At 73.9% G+C, this 22,789-nt stretch carries 18 protein-coding genes; 10 read left to right on the top strand and 8 right to left on the bottom strand.

What is annotated here, in order from left to right; genetic code table 11:
- Positions 1-45: 45 nt before the first annotated feature.
- Together AC07DU_RS02465 and AC07DU_RS02460 are read right to left on the bottom strand one after the other, a co-directional pair.
- The gene (locus tag AC07DU_RS02465; RefSeq protein WP_479109208.1) at positions 46-2,835 is read right to left on the bottom strand and encodes a helix-turn-helix transcriptional regulator; all 2,790 of its coding nucleotides are present in this window, start codon (positions 2,833-2,835) and stop codon (positions 46-48) included.
- A 238-nt stretch (positions 2,836-3,073) separates the two neighbouring features.
- Entirely contained in the window at positions 3,074-4,834 is a 1,761-nt protein-coding gene (locus AC07DU_RS02460; RefSeq protein ID WP_479109364.1) for a S8 family serine peptidase, read from the bottom strand.
- Positions 4,835-5,454: 620 nt separating this feature from the next.
- On the opposite strand from AC07DU_RS02460, the gene AC07DU_RS02455 reads away from it, so the two are divergent.
- Both AC07DU_RS02455 and AC07DU_RS02450 read left to right on the top strand, forming a co-directional pair.
- The gene (locus tag AC07DU_RS02455; protein ID WP_479030328.1) at positions 5,455-6,066 is read left to right on the top strand and encodes a sigma-70 family RNA polymerase sigma factor; all 612 of its coding nucleotides are present in this window, start codon (positions 5,455-5,457) and stop codon (positions 6,064-6,066) included.
- On the top strand, positions 6,063-6,782 hold the full coding sequence (locus AC07DU_RS02450) for an anti-sigma factor (RefSeq protein ID WP_360889766.1): 720 nt from the start codon (positions 6,063-6,065) through the stop codon (positions 6,780-6,782). Before AC07DU_RS02455 ends, AC07DU_RS02450 begins: the two co-directional genes overlap by 4 nt.
- Positions 6,783-7,227: 445 nt before the next feature.
- On the opposite strand, the gene AC07DU_RS02445 is transcribed toward AC07DU_RS02450, so the two are convergent.
- On the bottom strand, positions 7,228-7,959 hold the full coding sequence (locus tag AC07DU_RS02445; RefSeq protein WP_366869235.1) for a DUF7873 family protein: 732 nt from the start codon (positions 7,957-7,959) through the stop codon (positions 7,228-7,230).
- 159 nt (positions 7,960-8,118) lie between these two features.
- Here AC07DU_RS02445 and AC07DU_RS02440 point away from each other — a divergent pair, with 159 nt between their 5' ends.
- The 3 genes from AC07DU_RS02440 (at position 8,119) to AC07DU_RS02430 (ending at position 10,860) form a co-directional block, all read left to right on the top strand.
- A complete protein-coding gene (locus AC07DU_RS02440) occupies positions 8,119-9,069 on the top strand; it encodes an ATP-grasp domain-containing protein (protein WP_479109206.1) in 951 nt (316 codons plus the stop codon).
- The gene (locus AC07DU_RS02435; RefSeq protein ID WP_479109204.1) at positions 9,066-9,875 is read left to right on the top strand and encodes an ATP-grasp domain-containing protein; all 810 of its coding nucleotides are present in this window, start codon (positions 9,066-9,068) and stop codon (positions 9,873-9,875) included. Before AC07DU_RS02440 ends, AC07DU_RS02435 begins: the two co-directional genes overlap by 4 nt.
- Positions 9,876-10,005: 130 nt before the next feature.
- Positions 10,006-10,860 (top strand): DMT family transporter, encoded by an 855-nt coding sequence (locus tag AC07DU_RS02430; protein WP_479109202.1) that lies wholly within the window; start codon positions 10,006-10,008, stop codon positions 10,858-10,860.
- Between the two features lie 19 nt (positions 10,861-10,879).
- On the opposite strand, the gene AC07DU_RS02425 is transcribed toward AC07DU_RS02430, so the two are convergent.
- On the bottom strand, positions 10,880-11,710 hold the full coding sequence (locus AC07DU_RS02425) for a PaaX family transcriptional regulator (RefSeq protein WP_479030339.1): 831 nt from the start codon (positions 11,708-11,710) through the stop codon (positions 10,880-10,882).
- 97 nt (positions 11,711-11,807) lie between these two features.
- Entirely contained in the window at positions 11,808-12,248 is a 441-nt protein-coding gene (locus AC07DU_RS02420) for an ATP-binding protein (protein WP_479030341.1), read from the bottom strand.
- Positions 12,249-12,501: 253 nt separating this feature from the next.
- On the opposite strand from AC07DU_RS02420, the gene AC07DU_RS02415 reads away from it, so the two are divergent.
- Positions 12,502-13,455: an alpha/beta hydrolase fold domain-containing protein gene (locus AC07DU_RS02415; protein WP_479030344.1), complete on the top strand. Its 954-nt coding sequence runs from the start codon at positions 12,502-12,504 to the stop codon at positions 13,453-13,455.
- Positions 13,456-13,571: 116 nt separating this feature from the next.
- Here the strand turns inward: AC07DU_RS02415 and AC07DU_RS02410 are convergent, their stop codons facing one another.
- Complete coding sequence (locus tag AC07DU_RS02410) at positions 13,572-14,579, bottom strand: LacI family DNA-binding transcriptional regulator (RefSeq protein ID WP_453371050.1); 1,008 nt, start codon at positions 14,577-14,579, stop codon at positions 13,572-13,574.
- Between the two features lie 57 nt (positions 14,580-14,636).
- On the bottom strand, positions 14,637-16,250 hold the full coding sequence (locus tag AC07DU_RS02405) for a carboxylesterase/lipase family protein (RefSeq protein WP_479109200.1): 1,614 nt from the start codon (positions 16,248-16,250) through the stop codon (positions 14,637-14,639).
- Between the two features lie 359 nt (positions 16,251-16,609).
- Between AC07DU_RS02405 and AC07DU_RS02400 the strand changes: the two genes are divergently transcribed.
- The 3 genes from AC07DU_RS02400 to AC07DU_RS02390 all read left to right on the top strand — a co-directional run bounded on the left by AC07DU_RS02400 (position 16,610) and on the right by AC07DU_RS02390 (position 20,555).
- The gene (locus tag AC07DU_RS02400; protein ID WP_479109198.1) at positions 16,610-17,863 is read left to right on the top strand and encodes an MFS transporter; all 1,254 of its coding nucleotides are present in this window, start codon (positions 16,610-16,612) and stop codon (positions 17,861-17,863) included.
- A 176-nt stretch (positions 17,864-18,039) separates the two neighbouring features.
- Positions 18,040-18,966, top strand: a complete 927-nt coding sequence (gene surE / locus AC07DU_RS02395) for a 5'/3'-nucleotidase SurE (RefSeq protein ID WP_479109196.1) — start codon at positions 18,040-18,042, stop codon at positions 18,964-18,966.
- Entirely contained in the window at positions 18,963-20,555 is a 1,593-nt protein-coding gene (locus AC07DU_RS02390; protein ID WP_479109194.1) for a carboxylesterase/lipase family protein, read from the top strand. The genes surE and AC07DU_RS02390 overlap by 4 nt, the downstream gene beginning before the upstream one ends.
- 47 nt (positions 20,556-20,602) lie before the next feature.
- Here AC07DU_RS02390 and AC07DU_RS02385 read toward each other — a convergent pair whose 3' ends face one another.
- Positions 20,603-21,694: a DUF2330 domain-containing protein gene (locus AC07DU_RS02385; protein ID WP_479109192.1), complete on the bottom strand. Its 1,092-nt coding sequence runs from the start codon at positions 21,692-21,694 to the stop codon at positions 20,603-20,605.
- 162 nt (positions 21,695-21,856) lie between these two features.
- Here AC07DU_RS02385 and AC07DU_RS02380 point away from each other — a divergent pair, with 162 nt between their 5' ends.
- Positions 21,857-22,774: a LysR family transcriptional regulator gene (locus AC07DU_RS02380; RefSeq protein WP_479109190.1), complete on the top strand. Its 918-nt coding sequence runs from the start codon at positions 21,857-21,859 to the stop codon at positions 22,772-22,774.
- Positions 22,775-22,789: the final 15 nt, after the last annotated feature.

Genomic DNA, 22,789 nt, shown 5'->3' with positions numbered 1-22,789 from the left:
CGGCGGGCGGAGGTTCAGCGGCCGGACAGCCGGTGTCAGCCGGCGTCAGCGGGCGTTGAGCGCGGCGGCCAGCTGGGCCCGTGAGCGTACGTCCAGCTTCTGGTAGATCCGGGTCAGCCGCGCCTCCACCGTCTTGACGCTGAGGAACAGCTTCGCCGCGGCCTCCTGGTTGCTGGCGCCCCGGCTGACCAGCAGCGCCAGGCGGGTCTCGGCCTCGGTCAGGGTCGAGGCCGCGGACACCTGAGGTCCGCCCGTGGCGACGCCCGCCTCTCCCTGAGCCGGTTCCCTGGCGAGCTCCGCCCAGGGGACGGCTCCGGCCCGGCCGAACACCTCGGCCGCCGCTCGGAGCGCGTCGCGGGCGGGTGCGCGGCGCCGGCGGCGGCGCTCCACCCGGGCGAGGGCGAGCAGCGTACGGCCGCGTTCCAGCGGCAGCTGGAGGGCGTCGAAACGCTGCGCCGTGGTCTCGAGCAGGTGGACGGCCGCGTCGGCGTCGCCCCGCGCGGACAGGCACAGTCCGCGGGCCCGGTCGAGCGCCGCGACCACCCCGGTGCGGCCGAGGCCGACGGCCACCCGACGGACGGAGTCGATCAGTTCGCTGGCTTCGCCCGGTTCGTCCGCGGCGACCAGGGCCTCGGCGAGCTCCCCGTGCCAGCGCAGGATCGAGGGGTCCACCACCTTCTGGGCGGCCTCCAGCTCGGCGACGCGGCGCAGGGTGGCGACGGCCTTCGTCGCCTCTCCCGTAGCCAGTTCCACGAGGCCGAGGGCGTGCAGGCTACGGGACAGGAAGACCTGGTCGTGTTCTTCCTGCGAGGCCTGGATCCCGCGCCGGGCGTAGCCGGCGGCGCGCGCGAAGCTGCCGCCCATGGCCTCCGCCATCGCGGCGACGTACCAGGCGGGGCCCGGTGAGAGGCCCGCCTCGATCGTCAGCTCCAGGGCGCGGCGGGCGCGGGCGGAGGCCGCCTCGCAGCGGCCGCTGCGCAGTTCCACCTCGGTGAGGCTGCGCAGGACCTCGAAGACGTCCTCGGCGGAGCCGGTGCTCTGGACGGCGGGCAGCAGGACCATCAGCTGCCGGCGGGCGTCCTCCAGGCTGTCGTCGAAGAGGGCGTGCCGGACCGCGAGGTACTGGGGCGCGTTGCGCATGCCGAGCGGCACCTCGGGGGCGGGCAGGGCGAGGGCCTCGGCGAGGATGGCCTCGGCGCCGGGGTCACCGAGGATGCGGCCCATGCGGGCCCGTACCGTCAGGGCCATGGCCTCGGCGACCTGGTCGCCTCCGAGGGCGGCGAGGGCCCCCGCCCGGGCCGCGGCGTCCCGGGAGCGGACGGGGTCGCCGTCGCTGAGGTTGTGCTTGGTGGCGATCCGCAGCTGGACGGCGGCCTGGAGCGCGGGGTCCCCGGCGGCCTCGGCCATGGCGCAGGCGAAGGTCTCGTCGAGCGCGCCGAGGGCCTGTCCGGCCGCGTCGATCACGGCGAGACGGACCCGCACCCGGTCGGCGGGCGAGGCGTCGCGGGCCAGTACGGCGCTGGCGGCGCGGCGCGCGAGGTCGGCGCGGCCGGCCCAGCCGGCGTCCTCGGCGGCCGTGACCAGGCGGGCGAGTTCCTCGCCGGCCAGCCAGGACGGCGTACGTTCGGCGGCGAGCAGCCCCAGTTCGGCGGCCAGCGCCCGCTGGCCGCGGCGGCGGCAGACCTCGGCGGCCTCGGTGATCTCCGCGGCGAGCCACTGGTCGGGGGTGTCCACGGCGAGCGCGCGGTGGCGTACGGCCTGGACCTGGTCGTCGACGGCTTCGGCCAGGGCCGCGTGCCCGGCGGCGCGTTCCGGCCAGCCGGCGTCGGCGGCCAGCGCCGTGGGCAGGGCGCCCGCGGTGAACTCCACCCGGCCGTCCTCCCCGACCCTGACCAGCGCCGCTCGTTCCGCCTCGGCCAGCTCCGCCTCGGCGTCGGGGCGGCCGGCCCGGCGCAGCAGGGAGATGGTGGGGCGGGCCGCGAGGGCGGCGAGCAGCAGGGTGCGGCGGCACGGCGCGGAGGCCCCGGCGAGGAGCCGGCGGGCGACCTCGCGGGCCTGGCCGGAGACGGGCAGGGGGTCGGCGTGGTGGGCGCTGCAGTCACGGGCCTCGGCGGCTTCGGCCAGGGAGTGGCCGAGCGCCAGGGCGAGGCGCGGATTGCCGCCGCTGGCTTGGTGGATGCGGCCGGCGAGGCGGGCGGGCAGGCCGTGGCGGACGAGGAGTTCGGCGACCTCGTCGGCGCCGAGCGGGGGCACTCGTACGACCGGGACGCCGGGGCCGCAGAGGGGCTCGCCCACCGGGCCTCCGCCCTGGACGCATTCGGCGACCAGGACCCGTACGTGGGGCGGGGTCAGACGCAGGGCGAAGCGGAGCAGGTCGGTGCTCTCGGCGTCGAGCCACTGGGCGTTGTCCAGGACGAGCAGGACGGGCTGGCGGGCGGCGAGCGACCGCAGTACCTCGACGACGGCGAGGCGCAGCGCGATGTGGTCGCGGCCGGCGCGGGGGGCGTCGGCCTCGCGGCGCAGCAGGGCGATGGCGGTGCGCTGGGGGCCGGAGAGCTCCTCCAGGGCGGCGCTGGGCACGGAGGCGAGGAGGGCCGCGGCGGAGGCCTCGGGTATCCACTGGTCGGCCGCCTCCGGGGCGAGGCGCAGCACGGCCTCGCGGCGGGATTCGGCCGCTGCCGCGACGGCTCGGACCACCTCGGTCTTGCCCGCTCCGGCGGGTCCGGTGAGCAGGGCCCGGCCGTGCGCGGTCAGCGCGCGGTCGACCGCCTTGATGAGTTCACCGTGTCCGACACTTGCGACACTTGTGTCAGCGTGCCCCGTCGCCGCCACCACGCACAGCCACCAGCCTCTCGGTCCCCAGCTCCTGTGCCTTTCCTGTGAGAGGCGACAATACGAGGTCGGATGGCGGGCGGACCCTGATTGTGACGCAGAAATCAGTCACGTGACCGGAAAACCCGCCGGGCCTGCCGATACGCGGTGTATCGGCAGGTCCGACGGGCTGGTTGGTCCGTACTATCGCCCCGTCAGGCCGGCGTGGCGGCCGGACCGGGGGCCGGCTCCCGAGCGCTGACTAGAAGGTCAGGTTCCAGGAGTCGATCTTGCCGGTGTCGCCGCCGGCGTTGTCGTTCACGCGCAGCTTCCAGGTGCCGTTGGCGACCTCGGTGGAGGCGTCGACGGTGTAGACCTGGCTGATGTTGTCGGCGCTGCCGCCCGAGCGGTTGTGCACGGTGTAGACGGTGCCGTCCGGGGCGACCAGGTCGACCTTGAGGTCACCGATGTAGGTGTGCACGATGTTCACGCCCACCTTGAGGGTGGCCGGGGCGTTGCCGGTCACCCCGCTGACGGTGATCGGGCTCTCCACGGTGGTGTTGTCACCGATGGCGAAGTCCGTGGTGTTCTCGAAACCCGCGGTGGGCGGGGTGGAGGTCACCGCGGCGACGGTCGCGGCGGCGTCGGCGAGACCGGTGCCGCAGCCGCCGGTGCAGGTGCCGGCCAGCGGGCGGGCGTTGTCCTTGATCGCGGACTCGATCTGCGCCGGGGTCAGCGCGGAGTTCGCCGACTTCAGCAGGGCGGCGAGGCCCGCGACGTGCGGGGCGGCCATGCTGGTGCCCTGGTAGGGCTTGTAGAGCTCGGCGCCCGGGGTGGTGGTGCCGGCGTTCAGCGTGGAGAGGATCGCGTTCTCGGGGGTGGTGACGGTGCCGGGCGTGTCGGTGGCGCGGCGGGTCTCACCGCCCGGGGCGGCGACGTCGATGATCGCGCCGTAGTTGGAGTAGTACGAGCGGTCGCCGGCGCGGTTGCTGGCGGCGACGTTGATCACGTTGTTGCAGCTGGCGGGCGAGAAGCCGGCCGCGTCGGAGTTGCTGTTGCCGGCGGCGACCACGACGGTCGTCCCGCGGGCCACGGCGGCGTTGATGGCGTTCTGGTAGGTCGCGGTGCAGGCACCCGCGCCGCCGAGGCTCATGTTGATGACCTTGGCCGGGGTGGCGTTGGCCGGGACGCCGGTGACGGTGCCGCCCGAGGCCCAGGTGATGGCGTCGACGATGTCCGAGGTGGCACCGCCGCACTTGCCGAGCACGCGGACGGGCTGGATCTTCGCGCCGTACGCGATGCCGGCGACGCCCTTGGCGTTGTTGGTGGCGGCGGCGATGGTGCCGGCCACGTGGGTGCCGTGCCAGGAGGAGTTGCTGGCGGTGGAGCCGGTGCCGCACTCGCCGGCGGCGCTCCAGTCGCCCTGGTCGGCGGGGTTGTTGTCGCGGCCGTTGCCGTCACGGGCGGCGGTGGAGCTGGCGATGAAGTCGTAGCCCGCGACGATGTTCGCGGCGAGGTCCGAGTGGGCGACGTAGCCGGTGTCGATCACGGCGACGGTGACGCCGGAGCCGGTGGTCTTGTCCCAGGCGGCGGGGACGTTCATGCCGGCGGTGGGCTCGAAGAGGTCCCACTGCTTGGCGTACTCGGTGTCGTTCGGGGTGATGGCCGTGGGGTAGGCGCGGGAGTCCGGCTCGACGTAGGCGACGTCCGGGTCGGCACGGAACTGGGCCATCACGTCGGCCGCGTCGGCGGGGGCGACGGTGCCGCCGAGGCTGACCAGGGCGGCTCCGGTGCCGAGGCGGCGGTCGAACTTCGCCTTCTTGCCGGCCTTCTTGCCCTTGGCGCTGGCGTCGTCGGCGGCCGCGCTGTTGGAGCTCGCCTCGGAGGCCGAGGACTTGTATCCGACGATGAGGTTCTCGACCGGGGCGGTGGGGGCGACCGTGGCGGCGGGGGCCGCGGCGGGGGTCTCGGTGGCCAGGGCCACGGAGGCGGTCGCGGAACCGGCGAGCAGGGTGACCGACATGGCCACCACGGATATGAGCCTACGTCTGGATGCGTGCACGGTGTTCCCTTTCGCGGGCCGTTTCCGGGCAGGCCGGAGCGGCCGGTCGGTGCAGTGTGGGAGGTACCGGCGGCTGCGGGGCCGGGAGCGAGCTGGTCGAACTCGTCCCGGCCGCCGCCGCGCGCCACGTTGCCCCGGCCTCGACGGCGGGGCAGGGCAACGGCGGTCCCGGCGGTCCTCCGGGCGGTTCGGCACTCACGCCATGTGGGGTTGGCGTGTGGTCCGTTCAGCCGGGGAAAGATCGCCGGTGGGCAGACAGTAGGCAACACGCGGATGAACTGGATACGGGGAAAACCCTTGTCGGCCCCCTGCGGCTCCCCCGGGGGTCCTGCGGCGCCCGGGCACCGTGGCCGGCGCGGGCCGGGCGACGCAGTCGCCCACACGGCCGGCGACGACACCGGTGTCCGGGCCAGCTGGGGCTGTTCGGGGTCCCCCGGCCGGTCCACCACGCGCTGCCCGCGGCCGCCACTGCCGGACCTGAGCCCCGTGTGACCCAGGTCACATGAACCGTTCCCGGCCCGTGGGCGTGTTCCGACCGCACCACGTAAGCGTGGAAGACGGAGAGGGACGGAGAGGGTGAGATGGCCGGACCACTGTGGCCCCGCGCTCGGCGGGGCTCGACCGATGAGGCGCTGATCAAGTCGGTCCACGAGGAGCACGGTCACGCCCTGCTCGCGTACGCCACCCGGCTGACCGGGGACCGGGCCGCCGCCGAGGACGTCGTCCAGGAGACCCTCATCCGGGCCTGGCGGCATTCGGAGGTCCTGGTCAACGGGAAGGGCTCGGTGCGCGGCTGGCTGCTCACCGTGGCCCGCAACATCATCACCGACCGGTACCGGGCCAGGGCCGCCCGGCCGCCGGAGGTCTCCGGGGCCTCGGCCCCGCCGCCGGTGGAGGAGGACCACGCCGACTCCGTGGTGGACACCATGACGGTCCTGGGCGCCCTCGACCGGCTGTCCCAGGAACACCGTGACGTCCTCAAGGAGTTGTACTACCGCCAGCTCAGCGTCGCGGAAGCGGCCGACAGCCTCGGCATTCCCGCGGGTACCGTCAAATCGCGTTCGCACTACGCGCTCAAGGCCCTGCGGGACGTTTTCAAGGACGACGGTTTCAGGGACAGCCTGTCCAGAGAAGGCAAACGACCGGGCAGGCCGCCCCAGCAGCCCGCCGGACTGCGCGAGGTGGTGGCATGAACCGGCAGCGGCACGAGGAGGAACTGCTCGGCCCGTACGTGCTCGGCGTCCTGACCGACGAGGAGGTCCGCCGGGTCGAGGAGCACGTGAACGGATGCGTGCGGTGCCGGGAGGAGCTGGGCGCGTTGCGCGAGATGGAAGCGGCGTTGGGCGAGGTGCCCGAGGAGGCGTTCCTCGACGGACCGCCGCCGGGCGGCGACCTGATGCTCCAGCGGACCCTGCGGCAGATGCGCGGGGAGCTGGCCGGTGCCAGGCGCCGGCGCGCGGGGCTCGCGGGGCTGGCCATCGCGGCCTCGCTCGCGGCGGTGTTCTGGGCGGGCACGCGGCTGGGCACGGATGACGCGGGGGCCGTCGCCCTGCCGCCGCCGTCCCCGACGGCTTCGGCGCAGCCTTCGCCGCCGGCCGAGGGGACCAAGCTGCTCTCCGCCGCCGATGTGGCCACGGGCACGCGGATGACCGTACAGATGACGCCGGCGACGAAGTGGGTGCGGCTCCACGCGGCGGTCACCGGCCTGCCGGCCGGCGAGCGGTGCCGGCTGGTCGTCCTGTCCAAGGACGGTACGCGCACCACCGCGGGCAGCTGGGTCGTCGGCCAGGAGAACGGCAAGGGCAAGGGCGCGGCGCTGGACGGTTCGGCGGCCGTGGACCAGGCGGACGTCAAGGCGATCCTCGTCGAGAACGAGGCGGGCAGGACGTTCGTGTCCGTACCGGTCTGACCGCAGGCCGCGGCTGTGACCTGAGGCCGCGGCGCCGGGCGAGACGGGAGCGGCACGTGACGGAGCCCGGGAGCATATCCAGCTCCCGGGCTCCTGTGTGCCACCCAATTGCGCACACCGGCACGTTGAAGAGTCGCGGATCATTCTGAGATCGACGTGTTCTACCTTTGAACTACCGCGCCACGAGAAGAGGCGCAGAGGGGACTTGAACCCCCATCCATCGATGATCGTCCACGCTCGGTCGATCCGGTGTTCGGCGGCGAATACTGAGACTGGAGCGAGAATCTGAGATTGAGGGGCCGCCTCTACCGGCTTGGGCCACCCCGGCACGCTGTGCCGGGGGAGGGATTCGAACCCCCAACTGACACCCCTGTTCAGCTTCAACATCAGTTTCAGCTTGCGCTCTCGCGCACCCCCTGCAGACATACAGGGGGAGTCGTCGGGGCTACCTGAACAGGTAGCCGAACACCGCGTCGCCGACCCGCTGGTCGGTGACCTCGGTGCTGTTGGCCTCCTCGCGGGCGAACTTGACGGCCTGCTGGAGCTTCTCCACGCGGTCGAGGAGCTCGTTGACCCGCCGGGCGGGCAGCGCGCCGGAGAACTTCACGGTGGTCCAGTAGCCGACCGGAACGTCCTCGTAGTAGACCTCGACCTGCGCCGGGTGCTTGTCGGTGGCCTCGGCCTTGACGTGGTTGCGCGGCACCTTCTTGGTGCGGATCGTGCGCACCGGGTCCGTCTTCCAGGAGTCCGTGGACGGGTCCAGGTTCCAGGATTCGGAGGCGTCGAGCACCGGCAGCTTCCGGACGAAGGTGTGCATGTCCGTGAGCTGCTTCTCCAGGAAGAGGAGGTAGGGCACGGGCACCTGCGCCAGCAGGACCGTTCCCTCCACCACGACGTCGGCGGCCGCGGTGCGGTTCGCCCAGTCCTTGGTGGCCGTCACGTCGAACAGTCGCGTCAGCGTCCCCGCCGTCGCCCGCAGCACGTCCTCGGCCTTGATCTGCACCCGCGTGGACTCGGGCGGCAGTTGCTCGCCCTCCTCGTCCTTGGGCTGGTAGGTCCGGGAGATACCGGCCAGCAGGGCGGGCTTCTGGACGTCGTGGTGAGCCTGCGTGAGCTCCTGGAGGGACTTGGACTTGACGCCCTTTTCCACTGCGATGATCTGATTCAGCTTCGGCACGGGCTGAACCTAGCAGCCCCCACCCCCGTTCACATCCGGGTTTCTTCGGACGCGATCCGAACAGGCGGACCGATCATCACATTGCGGTCCATGCCATCCTGTGACGTCACAACTCGCCGGACGGAATCGGCGGACGTCCGGGGAATATGGGGAAGGTCCATGAAGCTCTGCTTCCTGGTGGAGGAGCACTACCGCCACGACGGCATGCCGAACGAGGTGATCGGGCAGCTGACCGCGTGGGGACACCAGGTGGACGTGGTGCACCCGGGCGGTTCGTTGCTGCGCATGACCGAGGCCGTCGACGCGGGCGCGCACGACGCATGGGTGCTCAAGACGGTCTCCGGCGGTCCGGGCCTGACCCTGCTCGAGGCCGCGGCCTCGGCCGGGATGACCACGGTCAACGACGCCCGGTCCATCCGCGGCGTACGGGACAAGGCGCTGGCCGCCGCCATCGGCCGCAGCCGGGGGCTGCCCCTGCCGCCGACGTACGCGGTGGCCCGCCCCGAGTTGCTCAGGGAGATACCGGCGGCGCAGTACCCGCTCGTCGTCAAGCCCGCCGACGGCAGCTCGGGACGGGCCGTGCACCTGGTGCCCGCGCCGGAGCGGCTGGAGGCGCTGCTCCCCGTGCTCGCCGGCGAGGGCATGCTCATCGCCCAGCCCTACGTGCCCAACTCGGGCACCGACATCAAGGTGTACGCGGTCGGCGGGGAGCTGTTCGCCACCGAGCGCTGCTCCCCCCTGCACCCGGACCCCTCGGTACGGGAGCGCCGCGTACCGCTGTCGGCCGAGGTGGCGGCGATCGCCGCGCAGGTCGGGGCGGTGTACGGGCTGGACCTGTACGGGGTGGACGTACTGCTGGGCCCCGACGGGCCGGTGGTCGTCGACGTGAACGACTTCCCGAGCTTCCGTCAGGTACCGGACGCGGCGGCGCGGGTGGCCCGGGCGGTGCTGGGGCTGGCGAAGGCGGGGGCGGGGGCCGGCCCGGCCGCGCCACCGGTGCCCGCGGCGCGCCCGTTCGCGCTGCCCGTGTCGATCCCGGCGCAGGCCTCGGCTCCGGCGCAGGCCTCGGCTCCGGCGCAGGCTTCGGCCGGGACGGGTGAGAGCGCATGAGGATCGGCCTGATCACCCCGGAGCCCGGTCATCCGGTGCTGGCGGCCACCACCGCGCTGCTGGCCGCGGAGCACGTCGTCGAAGCGGTCGACCCGGCCGCGCCCGGGGACGCCTGCCTACGGCCGGCCGATGTGTACCTGCTGAAGGCCCGGACCCCGCAGGCGCTGGACCTCGCGCGGGAACTGGAGCGGCGGGGCGTGCCCGTGGTGAACTCCGCGGCGGCCACCGCACTGTGCCAGGACCGCACCGAGATGGCCGCGCTCGCCCTGCGGGCCGGGCTGCCCTTCGCCGCCACGCGGACGTACGCCTCGCTCTCGGCCTACGCCCGCGGGGCCTCGGTCCCCTCCCCCGTCGTCGTCAAGAGCCGGCGCAGCCACCGCGGCGACCTGGTCGCCCGCGCCGACGACGCACAGGCGGTGCGGGAGCTGGCGCTGGCCTGGCCGCAGGAGCCGGTGGTGGTGCAGGAGTACGCGCCGAACAGCGGCTGGGACCACAAGCTGTGGGCGATCGGCGACCGGGTCTTCTCGGCACTGCGCCGCTCCGAGCTGGCGCCCGAGGGGTGCGGCCCCACCCGGCCGCCGGCCCTCGGTGAACTGCCCTCCGGCTGGGCCGCTCTGGTGCGCGAGGTGGGCGTGGTGTTCGCGCTGGACGTCTACGGCGTGGACGTCATCGACACCGTCGGCGGCACCCCCCTGATCGTGGACATCAACGCCTTCCCCGGCATCCGCGGCCAGAGCGGTGCCCCCGAGGCCCTGGCGGAGCTCGCCCTGCGCCGGGCCGCGGGACGGACGCGGGCCGCGTCCTGAGGGGGGCGCAGGGGGTCGGGCAGGCCCGGTACGCCCCTCCGCGCGGCCGGACGGGGGAATGCGGCGGGTGCGACGGCCGCGGCCCGGTGTCGTGGCGCGGACGGGCGGCGGGCACGGTGAGGATCGCGGCATGGGCGTCGCCTTGCCGGTCCTCTTCGCACTGTTCGCCGCGTTCAGCAACGCGCTCGCCACCGTGCTCCAGCGGCGGGCCGCCCTCACCGTGCCGCAGAGCGGCGGATTCCGCTTCAGCCTGGTCCTCGACCTGCTGCGGCGGCCGCTGTGGCTGGGCGGGATCCTGGCCGTGATCGCGGCCGGGGCGGGACAGGCCGCGGCGCTGGCCACGGGCGCGCTGGCCCTCGTACAGCCGCTGTTCGTACTGGAGCTGCCGCTCGCCCTGCTCATCGCCTCGCTGCTGGCGCGGCAGCGGCTGCCGGGGGCGTTGTGGCTCGCCGTGGCCGCGGTGGTGGCGGGGCTCGGGATCGCGCTGGTGGCCGCCTCGCCCGTGGGCAACCGTACGGACGTGCCGCCCGCCCGGTGGGGGGTGGCCCTGGCCGCGTGTGCGGTGGCCGTCGCCGCCTTGGCCGCGGCCGGGCTGCGCCGTCCCCCCGGCCGCTCGCGGGCCGGCTGCCTCGGCGCCGCCACCGCCGTCTGCTACGCGCTCACCGCCGCCCTGATGAAGTCCGCCGTGCACGTCCTCGACGACGAGGGCCTCGGCGGCTTCCTGACGACGTGGGAGACGTACGCCTTCGGCGCGAGCGGCATCTGCGCCCTGCTGCTGCTCGAACACGCCATGCAGGGCGGCCCCTTGGTCGCCTCGCAGCCCGCGCTGACCCTCGGCGACGCCGGTGTCAGCATCGCGCTGGGCGTGATCCTCTACGAGGAACACCTGCGCTCGGACTGGTGGTTGCTGCCCCAGCTGCTGGGCGTCGCCCTGATCTGCGCGGGGGTGCTGGCCCTCGCCCGGGCAGGGGAGGGCGCACCGTAGAGAGGGTCGGGCACCGCCCCTACGGGGTGGGCGAGAGGCCCGTGACGTCCTGGACGTGGCGCAGGCTGGGCTCCAGCAGGACGGCGTGGAGCTGCTGGAAGACCTGGCGGGCCGCGACCGCGTTCCAGTCCGCCGGGAGCAGTTCGGTCGGCAGGCCCGGGTCCAGGTACGGCAGGCGGCGCCACTGGGTGAGCATCGGCACGTAGTGGCGGAACGCCTCCGCCGGGTCGAGGGCCGACTGCGCCGCCATGCGGGCCGCGACGGGCGCGTAGGCGTCGGTGAAGACCGCGTACTGCGCCTGGATCGCCGGGAAGTCCCACCACGAGCTCACCGTCTCGGGCAGGTCGCTGAACGCGGCGTAGTCGGCGGCGAACAGGTGGACGTAGTCGCTGAGCCCGAGCCGGACCAGCATGCCGCGCGCGTCGTCGAGCAACCGGCCCGGGGCGAGCCACACGCCGGGGGCGATGTTGCCGAAGCCGAGCCAGGTCAGGCGGGTACGCAGCTGGTAGCGGTGGGAACGCTCGGACTCCGGCACGGAGAAGACCGCCATGGCCCAGCCGTCCGCGAGGTCGGCGGGCTCCAGGCTGGCGAAGATGCGCCGGTCGCCCTCGTCGAAGACGGGGTGGACGGCGGGGCTGAGCCGGTAGCCGGTGGCGCCGCGGCGCTCCGGTTCGAGGACGCCGCGCTTCTTGAGGCGTGAGATCGCCGAGCGCACCGCCGGGCCGTCGACGTCCAGCTCCCCCATCAGCGTGATCAGGTCCGCGATGGAGATCCAGCCTCCGACACGGCGGAGGAACGCCCCGTAGACCGTGTTGATCAACGAGCTGGGCCTGAGGGGGCTGTCGGACATGATCGCCTTCCGTTGTACGCGGTCGCGATCATATCGAGCCCCCTCCCGGGCGGTTCAGGGCCGGTCCGCTCCCCGTGCGGGCGCTCGGCGGTCCTCTTCAGGCCTCGGGGATGCACACCCGGACCGACGTGCCGGACGCGTGGGCGACGACCGAGAGTTCGCCGCCCAGCTCGGCCGCCAGCAGCTGCACGAGCAGCAGTCCGCGCCCCGCCTCGGAGTCCGGGTCCACCTCCGCGCGGGGACGGGGCGGCCGCGGTGGGCCGGCGCCCCGGTCTGCGACCTCCAGCCGGAGCCAGCCGCCGCCGGCGGCCACGCCGACGCGCATCCGGCCGCCGCCCGCGTGCCGCACGACGTTGCCGACGAGCTCGCTGACGGCCAGCAGGAGGACGTCCGCCGCGTCGACGGGGACTCCCCACGCGTCGAGCGTGCGGCGCACACGGGCCCTGACCTGGGGAACGCTCGCGGCGATGGGGTCGGCGACCCAGTGGACGAAGCTGCGGACCGCGGGAATCGCGGGACTGCCGGTGGTAGTGAGCATGACGTGCTCCCGGAGAGGGAAGGCGGCGCGACCGCTGGGGTGGCTCGTGTAGCCGATGCGAAAGCCGAACCGATCCTGGGGTTGTGGTCAGCGGAAATGCATCGCTAGAGTCGTGATTACACGTGTAACACGCTACGCCGCCGCCTCAGGCGACTCGCGCAAGCATTCCGGACAAACGACCCGAAGCCCGCCCCAAGCCGACCCCGTGCCCCCTGGACCCCATCCGCCCACCCGCAGAATTGGAAGGGCCGCAATGACGCAATCTCCTCCGGCCGCATTCGACATCGCCGACATGACGTGGCCGCCCCCGCCGTACCAGTCCCCCGTACCCCCCGTGACGGACACCGACGGCGTGCGCCGCTTCGACGGCGTCACCTACGCCACCACGCCCGGCTACCGCCCCCGCCTGCTCGACGTCCGGACACCGGCGGGCGACGGGCCCTTCCCCGCGGTCGTCTGGATCCACGGCGGCGGCTGGCTGGAGGGCGACCGCCGCTACCCGCCGCCGACCGTGCCCGCCGCGCTGCTCCACGGGGCGGTACTGGCCGCCGGGCTCGCCCTCGTCTCCATCGACTACCGGCACAGTCTCGAAGCGCCCTTCCCCGCCCAGCTGCACGACGTCAAGGCCGCGATCCGCTACGTCCGCAGGTTCGCCGACGTGTTCGGCGTCGACCCCGACCGGATCGGCGTCTGGGGCGAGTCCGCGGGCGGGCACCTGGCCGCGCTCGCCGGGCTCGTCGGCCCCGGCAGCCGGGACGGCGCGGCCCTGGAGGGCACGCAGGGGGTCGGCTCCGGCGACACCGGGGTCCTGGCGGTCGTCGACTGGTACGGCATCTCCGACGTGGTCGCCGCCGCCGAGCACCCCATGCCGCAGATGCCCGGCGGCGCGGACTTCCCCAACCCGTACGAGGCCCTGCTCGGCGCCGACGCGGCCGAACGCCCGGACCTGGCGCGGGCCGCGAGCCCGGTGACCTACACGGAAGGCTCGAATCCGCCGCCGTTCCTGCTGGTCCACGGCACCCGGGACGGCCTCGTCCCGTACAGCCAGAGCGAGATCCTGGCCACGGCCCTGAGCGGCGCCGGGGGCGAGGTCACCCTGCGGCCCGTGGTGGACGCGGACCACATCTTCCTCGGCGCCCCGGAGATCGTGCCGATCGTCGAGGAGAGCGTCGCCTTCCTGGCCCGGCACCTCGGCGCGCAGGCCTGACCTCCCGTCCCCCGGTGCTCGTTCCGTCCCGGGGGCGCGGCCAGGCCGCGCCCCCGCGTTCCCTTCTCAGCACACGGCTGCGGGCAGTGAACGGGAAGGGCCGAGAGGCCCGGCCGTCAGGTGGTCTCGCGCTCGACCAGGACCGGTTCCACCGACGGCACCGGCGCGGCCTTGCCGGTCTCGATCAGCTCGTGCAGGGCCTGCGCGATCTGCGCGGCCGACGGCATGTCCAGCCGGACCGTGGTGAGCGGGGGCTGCTGGAGAGCGGCGAGGACGAGGTCGTCGCAGCCGACGAGGGCGACCTCGTCCGGTACGGCGATACCCTCCGCCTGGAGCGCGTGGAGCAGGAGAGCGGCGTACTCGTCGTTGTAGGTGAAGACGGCGTCCAGGCCGAGGCTCCGCCAGCGCCGCGCGAGAGCGGTCGCGGACTCGCGCGTATAGGCCAGTTCCACGGGGGTGACGGTCGCCATGTGCCGGGCCGCGACCGACTCGGCGCCGGCGAGGCGGGGCCGGGCGAGGGTACCGAGGCCCCGCTCCTGCGGGATGACCACGCCGATGCGGGTCCGGCCGCGTGCGATGAGGTGCTCGGCCGCGGTGGCGCCGATCCGGGCGTGGTCGAAGCCGACCGTGTACACGCCCTCGACCGGGTGCGCCGCGAAGGCGAGCAGGCCGCGCACCCCGGCGCGGCCCAGCACGTCGGCCGCCTGGGCGGTGAAGCGGTCGCCGTCCAGGGCGATGACGGCCACGGGGCGCAGTTCGGCCCAGGCCCGGGCGGCGTCGAGGGGGTCTGCGAAGCGGCCCGCGTGGAGTACGGCCGTGTAGCCGAGCTGGTCGAGCTCGCTGTGCAGGTCGTCCGTCCAGTCGCTGACGAGGCGGCCGATCGCGGAGACCGACGCGGGCATCAGGACGAGGTTGCTGCGGCCGGCGCGCAGGGACCGGGCCGCGGCGTGCGGTACGTAACCGAGCTGTTTGGCCGCGTCGAGCACCCGGGCCCGGGTGCCCGCACTGACCCGGTGGCCCTGCGTGTCGTTCAGGACGAAGGACACCGTGGCGCGCGAAACCCCGGCGAGGCGGGCCACGTCGGCGCTGGTGACGGATGCGGGGACGTGTGTGTCTTTGGCCATGACGTCCCTCGACGCTCCTTCTGGTGGGGCTTGCTCCTTCCTGTCAGGTTACACGAGTTAGATCAAGGGAGCGGAGGGCTGCACGGACGTGGGGGCGGCCCCGTGCAGGATCCGGGAGGCGCCCGCGAGGTCACCGAGGGCGCTCACGACCGCGTCGAAGCGCATCGTGGTGCGCTCCTGCGGGTCGTACGGCCGCCAGTGCGGCATCTGCGGGTGGTTCGGGTCGCCGGTGCGGACGAAGGCGATCCACGCCTGGTGCATGGTGTGCGCGAGGCCGTCGCGGACGGCGGGATCGAGCCCGGCCAGGAAGGGCGCGTGTGACCACTGGTCGAAGTTGTCGAAGACGAAGGGCAGCTCAAGGCAGTGCGCCGCGGCGAGCCTGCCCTCGTACGCGGGGGTGGGCAGGTCGAACTGGTAGGCCCACACGGGGCGACCCGACTCGGCCCTGGCCTCGGCCAGCCGGACGGCGGGGACGCGGAAGAGCTCGTCCGTGATGAGGTCCATGAGCACGTCCGCGGGACGGGCGCCGGGCCGGGCGTGCTCGTAGGCCGCATACACGTCCGCGGCGGCCTCGGCCCCGAAGGTCTCCGCGATCCGGTCGGTCACCTGCTCCCGGGTGGCAGAGGCGTATCCCTCATCGAGGGCGAAGCCGAAATTGGCCTCTTCGCGCGTCCAGCCGATCATGACGTCGATGCCCTTCGCCGCTCCGTGCAGCAGGGCCTGCGCCGGATGCCGCTCCAGGGTGACGCCGTCGATCACCGGCAGGAAGGGCGTCGGCCAGTACCCCCACCGCATGGTCCGCGCGAACAGCCCGGCGCCCGCCCCGATCAGCTGCTGCCAGGGCAGGGCGCGCAGGTGCGCCGCGTCCTTGGCGCCGGCCAGTTCCAGGTAGGCGGCGGTGCGCTCCCGGCAGGCGTCGGGGCCGGGAAGGTCCAGGCCGAAGGGCGGGCTCTGCAGGATCACGCGCCGGATCAGGCCCTGGGCCCGCGGATGTCCGGCGAGGGCGGCCGTGGACACCGCGCCGCCCGACTGCCCGGCGACGGTGATGCACTCCGGGTCGCCGCCGAAGGAGGCGATGTTCTCCTTGACCCAGTGCAGGGCGGTGAGCTGGTCGGTGAGCCAGAAGTTGCCCCCGGGGGCGGCGGGCGCGCCTTCGCCTTGACGCTGACCCGCGCCCTTGCCGTCACCGTCTTCCTCTTCCTCGCCCAGGTAGAGGTAACCCAGCGGCCCGATGCGGTAGTTGACGCTCACGACGACGAGGTCGCCGTTACGCGCGAAGGTCTCGCCCGAGTAGCCGGGCAGGGAGCCGGAGCCCGAGACGAAGCCGCCGCCGTGGATCCAGACGAGGACCGGGCGGCGGGCGTCGTCGGTGGCGGGCGTCCAGACGTTGAGGGTCAGGCAGTCCTCGTCGAAGGGGGGCGAGCCGTGTCCGCCCAGCACCGGGTCGCCGCCTTCCTGGTACATCTGCGGGGCGCTGAGGCCGTCGGCGGTGGCGTCCCGCGTGCCGCCCCAGCCGGCGTGGGGCCGTGCGGGCCTCCAGCGCAGGTCGCCGACGGGCGGCGCGGCGTAGGGCACGGCCCGGAAGACGGCGACTCCCCCCTCGATCGCGCCGCGCAGGCGCCCTGCGGGCAGTTCCACGACTGGCTGTTCCCGGCCTGGAGTGTGGGGCATGAGCCGTTCCTTCCTGCCTGTCGCGCACGGGATGCACGCCGACAGCGAGATTATTGCGCGATTTTAGCGATCGTCAATCACCAGCGATATTTTGGCAGCCGCGGATGGGTTACACGTCCTGGCAGCCCACCACACCGCAATCGGTCACGATCTGCACAACGACCCGCTCCAGCCCTTGGCGGCGGCTGGAAATGGATGCTACACAGTCTCCAACGCACTTGGTGACACGTGTAACAGCGTGATGTACACCGCGTCCGTCTGCCGCGTCCTCCGGTGATTTCGCCGCCCCGCGCCCGCTTTCGGGGCGCCCCTCTCCCCTACGCACGCCACCTCCCCGCTCCGTCCCCCGAGGAGTCGTCATGGCCACGCACGAAGCCGTCGATACCCCCGTCCCCACACCAGCGGGAACGCCCCGCCAGCGCGGGCTCCTGCCCCTGCTGCTGGTGGCCAACTCCGCCATGATGGCGCTCTACATGGGCGTCGGCTCGGTTCTGCTGCCCACGCAGATCGCCGCCGTCGCTCCCGACGACAAGGTCGCCGTCCTGGGCCTGATCGGTGGAATCAGCGCGATCTTCGCCACCGCCTTCAACCCCATCGCCGGCGCCCTCTCCGACCGCAGCGGTCGCCGCAACCCCTGGATCCTGGGCGGAGCCCTCGCCTCGCTCGCCTGCCTCGCCTTTCTCGGCAGCGTCAGCACCGCGCTGCTCGTCGGCATCGGGTGGTGTCTGATTCAGGCCACCATGAACGTCTACCAGGCAGCGGTCACCGCGATCGTGCCCGACCGGATACCCGTGGTCCGCCGCGGCACCGCGTCGGCGCTGGTCGGGCTCGGGCTGCCCATCGGCGGCACCGTAGGGGTACTCGTCGCCTCGCAGACCGTGGCGCACCTGCGCACCGGCTACCTCGTCTTCGGCGCGATCGTCGCCGGGGCGGCCCTCCTGCTCACCGGCTTCTGCCGCGACGTCCCGCGCACCGGGCCCGCGGCCGACGCGCCGGCCAGACCCACGCGCGCCCAGCTGGCCGTCTTCCTCTCGGCCCTGGCCCACCACGACTTCCGGTGGGCCTTCATCGGCCGGGCGCTGATGGTCCTCGGCTACTTCTCCGTCGTCGGCTACCAGCTGTACATCCTCGACGACCACATCGCGCTGCCGGCCGGCCTCGCCCCGCCCGCCGCGATGGCGGTCCTCACTCCGGTGTCCATGGTCGCGATGGCCCTCTCCACCGTGCTGGGCGGCCTGCTGTCCGACCGCTGGAACCGCCGCAAGGTGTTCGTCGGCGTGTCGGCCGCCCTGGCCGGGCTCGTCATGGTGGTTCCGGTGGTCAGCCCGACCTGGACCGGCATGCTCGTCTTCAGCGCGCTGAACGGACTCGCCTTCGGCTGTTTCATGGCCGTGGACACCGCGCTCGTCACCCTGGTCCTCCCCCGGGCCGAGGACGCCGCCCGGGACATGGGCGTCCTCAACATCGCCAACGCGGGCCCGCAGATCATCGCCCCCTTCGTCGCCTCGGCCGTCGTCACCGCCCTGGGCGGCTACACCCCGCTCTTCCTGGTGGGCGGCGCCCTCTCCCTGATCGGCGCGCTCGCCATCCTCCCGATCCGCAGCGTGCGCTGATCCCTTCGCCGGGGCCGTCGCCCGGGCCCGGGCCCCGCCCCGGCCTGAACTCCGGCGGGCGCGCGCCGAGGGTCGCGCGCCCGCCGGTCACCACCCCGGCTCACCCTCGCCACCCCCGCTCAGCGCCACCGCCCCACCGCCCCACCGCCCCGTCCCTCCCTCCGAAGGAGTCCCCCGTGAGACGCAAGCGAGTTCTGCCGCTGGCCGCCCTGATGCTGTGTACCCCGGCCCTGGCCGGCACGGCGCCCGCCCTCGCCGCCGCCCCGCAGACCGCGCCCGCTCCGGCCCCCGCGCCGGACGGCCCGTTGCGGATCCTGCTCACCAACGACGACGGCTACAACGCGCCGGGCATCCGCAAGGCGTTCGAGCGCCTGACCGCCGCCGGACACGACGTCACGATCGTCGCCCCGCTCACCAACCAGAGCGGCACGGGTACGAAGATGATGAGCGCCCCCACGATCACGGTGAAGCACCCCGAGCCGAAGGTCTGGGCCGTCGACGGCACTCCGGGCGACTCCGTCGCCTTCGGCCTGGCCGAGGTCTTCGCCGGCCGCGCCCCCGACCTGGTCGTCTCCGGCACCAACTTCGGCCCGAACATCGCCGGGCTCGCCACCCACTCCGGTACGGTCGGCGGCGCCGTCGCCGCGCTGGAGCACGGCGTGCCCGCCATCGCGCTGAGCACCGGGGGCGTCGCCGCACCCGACCCGGTCACGACGGTCAACGCCATGGGCCCCACCCTCGACTTCGCGGTCAAGCTGATCGACCGGCTGCGCGTGCGGGCCCGGTCGGGTCCGCTGCTGCCTCAGGGCGTCGGCCTGAACGTCAACCACCCCGTCGTCGGCGCCGACGGCAAGGGCACGGCCGCCGGGGTGGCCGCGACGTTCCAGGACCCGCAGACCCTCCTCGAACCGGACTTCACCGACGCGGGCGACGGCACCTGGAAGGTCGCCGTGAAGGTGGACCTGCGGCCCGCGGCCAAGGGCGGCGACGTGGAGGCCGTGAGCGCCGGCCGGATCGCCGTCAGCCCGATGAACGCCGACTGGAACACCGGCCCGGCCGACCACGCCGTGACCTCTGCCCTGATCTCCGGGCTCCGCCCATGAACCGCCGGCCGGGCGTCCTGCTCGGCGCGGCCCTCGTGCTGGCGGCCCTGCTCACCTCGGCCCTACCGGCGGCGGCGTCACCGTCCGGCGGATCACCGCGCCCGGTGGTCACCGTCGCCCAGGGCGCCCTGCGCGGGCAGTCGCGGGACGGGGCGCAGGAGTTCCTCGGCATCCCCTACGCCGCTCCCCCGGTCGGGGAGGCCCGGCTACGGGCGCCTCAGCGGCCGCCCCGGTGGCACGGGACGCGGGAGGCCTCCCGGCAGGCGCCCGCGTGCCTGCAGTTCTCGCCGTTCGGCCTGAGCGATCCGGGGGCCGTCAGCGAGGACTGTCTGTACCTCGACGTGTACCGGCCCCGCGGCGTCCGCCCCGGAGCCCGGCTCCCGGTGATCTTCTGGATGCACGGGGGCGCGTACAGCCAGGGAACGGGCACCCAGTTCGGCGGGCGCACCATGGCCGATCTCACCGGGAGCGTCGTGGTGAGCATCAACTACCGTCTGGGGCAGCTGGGTTATCTGGACCTGCCGGAGCTGCGCCGACAGGGTGAGGGGGACTCCGGGTCCTTCGGGCTGATGGACCAGCTGGCGGCGCTGCGGTGGGCCCGGGAGAACATCGACGCCTTCGGCGGGGATCCGGGCAGCGTCACGGTGTCCGGGCAGTCGGCGGGCAGCGGTTCGGTCTGCGCGCTGCTGGCCGCCCCTTCGGCCGCGGGTCTGTTCCACCGGGCCGTGCTGCAGAGCGGCCCGTGCACCTTGCTGCGTACGCCGGACAGCGCGGCGGCCGAGGCGCAGGCCCGCGCCTTCGCCTCGGGGGCGGGGTGCAGCGCGCCCGCCGAGGTCGCCGGCTGTCTGCGCGCCGCCTCGGGAGCGGCGCTGGTCGAGGCGGCCCGTACGCTGCCCACCTCGGGCCCGGCGTCCGGTGACGGGCTGCTGCCGGTCGAGCCCGCGCGGGCCATCGGGAGCGGCGCGTGGAACAAGGTGCCGGTCCTGATCGGGAGCACCCGTGCGGAGGCCCGGTTCTTCGTCGCCCTGACGCAGCCTCACCTGACGGCGGAGCAGTACGCGGCGCAGGTCCTGGCCGGGTACGGGGCGGCGGGACCGGAGGTGCTCGCCCGCTATCCGGTCGTGGACCACGGCTCGCCGTATCTGGCGCTGTCGGCCGTGCTGACGGACTCGACCTTCGCCTGCCACACGGCGTGGACGGCGCAGCTCTTCGCGTCCCAAGTGCCGACGTACGTCTACGAGTTCGACGACCCGCAGTCGCCCACGCTGGCGGGGGCGCAGGTGCCGGGCCTGGACGAGTCGAACGCGCACAGTGCCGAGCTGGCCTATCTGCACGACTTCACCATGGGCGATCGCCCGCTGACCCCGGTGCAGGTGGCGCTGGGGAACCGGATGAAGCGCTACTGGGCCGCCTTCGCACGCTTCGGCGTCCCCGCCGTCGCGGGTCAGACCCCGTGGCCGGCGGCCGGCGCCGACGCCGACGCCGGTACGGTCCTCACCCTCGATCCGGTGGCGACCCGTACGGTCACCTCGTTCGGGGCGGACCACCAGTGCGCGTTCTGGCGGACCCAGCCGCCCGCCCGCCTCTGAGCGGGCGGACCTGCGGGCCCCGGCCCTCGGGCCGGGGCCCGCACGGCTCAGGCCGTGCCGGTGCGGGCGGCGGCCCGCAGACGACGGCTGCGCAGCAGCGCGAACGCCGACGCCGCCAGGCCCACCAGGACGGCCGCCACCGTCAGGAGCCAGACCGGGACGCCGCCCGCGACGGTGAGCAGTTCATTGCGGTAGACCGCCCGGCGGTAGGGGGTGTCCTTGGCGGTGGCGCGCAGTTCGTGGTCGCCGTCGATGCGGCCGGGCTCCGGGAACTCCTGGTCGATGGCCGTGAGGAACACCGGTGCGCCGCCCGCCAGGTCGGCGAGCGGGCCGTGGTCCGGGGCGATGGTGCCGGCGAAGGTCACCCTCGGCGCGGAACCGCCGATCCGGGTGGCGGGCTCCATGCGGTGGTCGGCCAGCACGTACAGGCCGAGCGACTGCGGGGTCTTCGCCATCCGGGAGAGCCGCATCGGGTAGACGAGCCGGTCGCTCTCGAAGCGGATCTTCAGCGGGTCCAGTTCGCCGCGCAGCACCTTGCCCTCCTGTCGGGGGGCGAGGCGTACCGCCACGTACTCCCACTTCTGGTCCACGTACGGCTTGACCTCGGTGGCGAGCCGGTCGGACAGCGTGAATCCGTTGCTCTCCAGCCAGCCCTTCAGGGCGTCCGGGTCGGTGGCGGTCAGGCGTGCCACGTCGAAGTCGCCGAGCTGTTCGCGGCCGACGACCCCGACGGCCGGTGCGCCGGGGGCCAGGGGGGCGGCGCCGGCGCCGTCGCTCATGCTGGACGAGAAGGGCCAGTCGCCGTCGCGCGGCCAGAAGTAGTGGCGCGTCCTGCGCTCGGGCCGGGTCAGGTCCCGCAGCTCGCCGAACATGCGGCCGTCACCCAGCTCGACGGTCGCGCGCCCCGGCACGGGCATGATCCAGGCGGCCCGTGGCGCGTCCCCGCCGACGGTGAACCGCATGACGATCTGTTCGATGCGGCCGTCCCAGCGCACGACGGACGTCTCGCGGTCGACGCCGATCCGGGACCGGGCGTCGGTGACCATGGCCCCGCACCCGCAGGCGTAGGCGGGGTTGGCCAGGGCGCCCACCTGGGTCGCGAGCAGGGCGAACAGGATCGTCAGGATTCTTCGTTTCATCCACACGGGGTCTCAGACGGTGGCTCCCTTGATCCGGTTCCTCGCTGATCTCCAGGACCTGGTCGTGGTCCGCGCCCGCCCGCCCCACGTCGGCTCCGGTCACTGCCGCTGTATCGTCCCCGTCGGTACGGTGAGCCGCTGAACGGGCATGAGGGAAGACCGATGATCGATGTGCAACGGCTGCGCGTCCTGCGGGCGGTCGCCGAGCACGGCAGCTTCAACAAGGCGGCCGGGGCGCTGCTCCTGACCCCTTCGGCCGTGTCCCAGCACGTCGCGGCGCTGGAGCGCACGCTCGGCCACCCGGTGGCGGTGCGCAGTACGCGCGGGGTCACGCTCACCGAGCCGGGCCGGCTGCTGGTGGAGGCGGCGGAGGCGATATCCGCCGAGCTGGACCAGGTGCGCCACGCCATCGACCGGCTCACGGCGGAGCGCCCGCGCCTCACGCTCGCCACGTTCACCAGTGGCGGCCGGCACCTGCTGCCCGCGGCGCTGGCGCGGTTCGTGGGCGCGCATCCGGAGGTGGAGCTGACGGTGCGGGAGTGCGAGCCGGAGGACGCCGTGCCGATGGTGCGCGGCGGCGCGGCCGACCTCGCGCTGGCCTACCACTTCGACGGGCCGCCGCCCGTGCGTCCGGGCGAGCGGCCGGGGCTCGACTGGGTGTCGCTGATGGAGGATCCGCTGTGGCTGGCCCTGCCGCGCGGCCACCGCCTCGCCGACCGCCCCTCGATCGCCCTGGCCGAGCTCTCCGACGACCGGTGGGTGCTGGGCTGCCTCAAGACGGAGGCCTTCCTACGCCGCTACGCGCGGCTGGCCGGCTTCGACCTGCGGGTGGCCGCCTCCACCACCGACTACTTCTTCGCCCAGACGCTGGTCGCGGCGGGCGTGGGCGTCTCCCTGGTTCCGCACGTCTCGCTGTCCCCGGCCCCGGGCTTGGCCGTCATCCCCGTCGAACCCCCGCGCCCGGCCCGTCACATCGGCCTGGTCCTGCCCCGGCGCCACCATGCGACGCCCCTGGCCACGGCCATGGCCGAGGCCCTGACCACGGCCGCCGCCGCGACGCGGACCGAAGCCCGGCCGTGACAGCGGGGGTGATCC

The sequence above is a fragment of the Streptomyces sp. NPDC045695 genome, from assembly GCF_056432025.1.
Note: the sequence above shows the minus strand (reverse complement) of the source record. Positions and strands in the feature narration are given on the sequence as shown.